The sequence below is a fragment of the Haloactinopolyspora sp. genome (assembly GCF_027324685.1).
GTDB lineage: Bacteria > Actinomycetota > Actinomycetes > Jiangellales > Jiangellaceae > Haloactinopolyspora.
Window position 1 is genome coordinate 1 of the sequence record NZ_DAHVSH010000027.1, and the last position, 1,725, is coordinate 1,725.

At 67.4% G+C, this 1,725-nt stretch carries 2 protein-coding genes and 1 pseudogene; all 3 read left to right on the plus strand.

Features of this window, described 5'->3' with window-relative positions; genetic code table 11:
* Nucleotides 1–542: pseudogene (locus M6444_RS04100) on the plus strand (hypothetical protein); the annotation flags it as partial.
* A gap of 122 nt (nt 543–664) precedes the next feature.
* On the plus strand, nt 665–1,204 hold the full coding sequence (locus tag M6444_RS04105) for a hypothetical protein (protein WP_298323438.1): 540 nt from the start codon (nt 665–667) through the stop codon (nt 1,202–1,204).
* A 101-nt stretch (nt 1,205–1,305) separates the two neighbouring features.
* A partial coding sequence (locus M6444_RS04110) for a hypothetical protein (protein WP_298323441.1) occupies nt 1,306–1,725 on the plus strand: 420 nt, incomplete at its 3' end.

The following is a 1,725-nucleotide window of genomic DNA, read 5'->3' on the forward strand; positions in this document are numbered from 1 at the left end:
CGAGCCAGTCGTACGCGCTCTCCTTCACCGGAGGCAGCGGGACCACACCCGCAAGCTCCGCGCCCTCGAACGTCATCACCGTCGCGTACGGCGGGCTCTCCGTTCCGGCGACGACCTTCTACGTGAACGACAGCGCCTCGATCCAGGCGACGAACAGCACCTCCGTCTCGGAGCCGGCGGTTCTCGGTACTCCCGTACTCACCGCAACCTGCGCGAACTCCTCGGACCTGTGCTCGAACGGAACGACCAGCACGCCGGCGTCGGTCTCGCTGGTTACCGGCGGCGACACCGCGACGCTCGTGCCCTCAGAGCCGGGTTGGACGGACGCCCCCTACAGCCAGGCCTTCACCCAATCTGCGAACACCTGCACCGGCGGGGCCGCCGGCTCGACGCTCTCGGGCAGTACGCCGGCCTGGACGCTGACGGCAAACACCGGCAACAACCCGGGAACGTGCAGCGTCTCGTTCGAGGATAGCGCAAGTTTGGCGCAGACCGTAACCGCGAATGCGTCATACACCTATACGAGCGTCATCGTACACTAATGCGCCGGTTTCTTGTGGCCGCGATCGCCTCGGCGCTCGCGGCGCTGCTCTTCGGTTGCGGGGGCGGCGGCGGTGCCATACCACCACCCCCACCGCAACCCGTTAGGCTCTCGACAAGCACCATGAAGTTCACGGCGCTCGGCGCGAGCGCCGCGCAGCCCGTGACCGTCTGGCAGTCGGCGCTCACGACCGCCTACACGGAGAGCGACACCTGCAAGGGCGTTGCGACGATCGCGCAGACGAGCCCCGTCACTCTGGGCACCGCCGTATACTCGGTCACGCCGATCGGTGCGGGCGGCTGCGCCGCAACCTTCACCGGCACCGCAAACGAGTCGGCGGTCCTGACGATCACCTCGGCGCCGAACGGCGGTGGCGGGGGCGTCACCGCCAACCCGTCGTCATTGAGCTTCCTCGCAATCGGCGCGAGCTACGTCCAAAACCTCAACGTCTCGCAGTCGAACTTCACCGGCGCCTACAGCGAGAGCGACAGTTGCACGGGCGTCGTTACGGTGAGCGTGACGAGCAACTCCGGCGGCGCCGCGGTCTACAAAGTCACGCCGGCCGCCGTCGGCACCTGTCAGATCACGATCACCGGCGGCAGCGGCAAGACCGCGACCGTGGGTGTGACGGTCACGAGCACGAGCGTCGGCGGCATTCAGTAACAGGAGAACAGCATATGACTTCGCATGGGTTTCGGTTTCTCGGCGTACTGATCGCCGCGGCGTTACTCGCAGGCTGCGCCGGCGGATCGCACGGCTCCTCGGTGCTGCCGGCGAGCCCAACGACGACCGGAAAGGGCACCGGCACGGCGGTCTTCGTTATCAACACGCCGCAGCAGAACGCGTCGTCGGCGTCCCGCTCGGCCACGAGCGTGCGGACGAAGGGGGTCCGGCCGCAGTACCTCTCGACCGCGACGCAGTCGATCACGATCGCGATCTCCGGTCCGACGACCGTCAACGAGACGGCCGGCCTCACCGTGAACAGCAGCGGCTGCACCAGCACGCTCGCCTCGACGATCTGCACCCTGACGGTTCCGGGGCTTCAGGCCGGCAGCTACACCGCGACCCTGACGACCTACGACGGCTATACCTCCGGAACCAACACGGCGACCGGCAACGTCCTCTCCGCGGCGCAGGCGATCGCGTTCACCATTACCGCCGGGCAGAGCAACACCATCAACATC

Bases quoted from the DNA above. Each gene is read 5' to 3' on its own strand.
- M6444_RS04105 (WP_298323438.1), top strand. From the start codon at position 665: ATGAAGTTCACGGCGCTCGGCGCGAGCGCCGCGCAGCCCGTGACCGTC.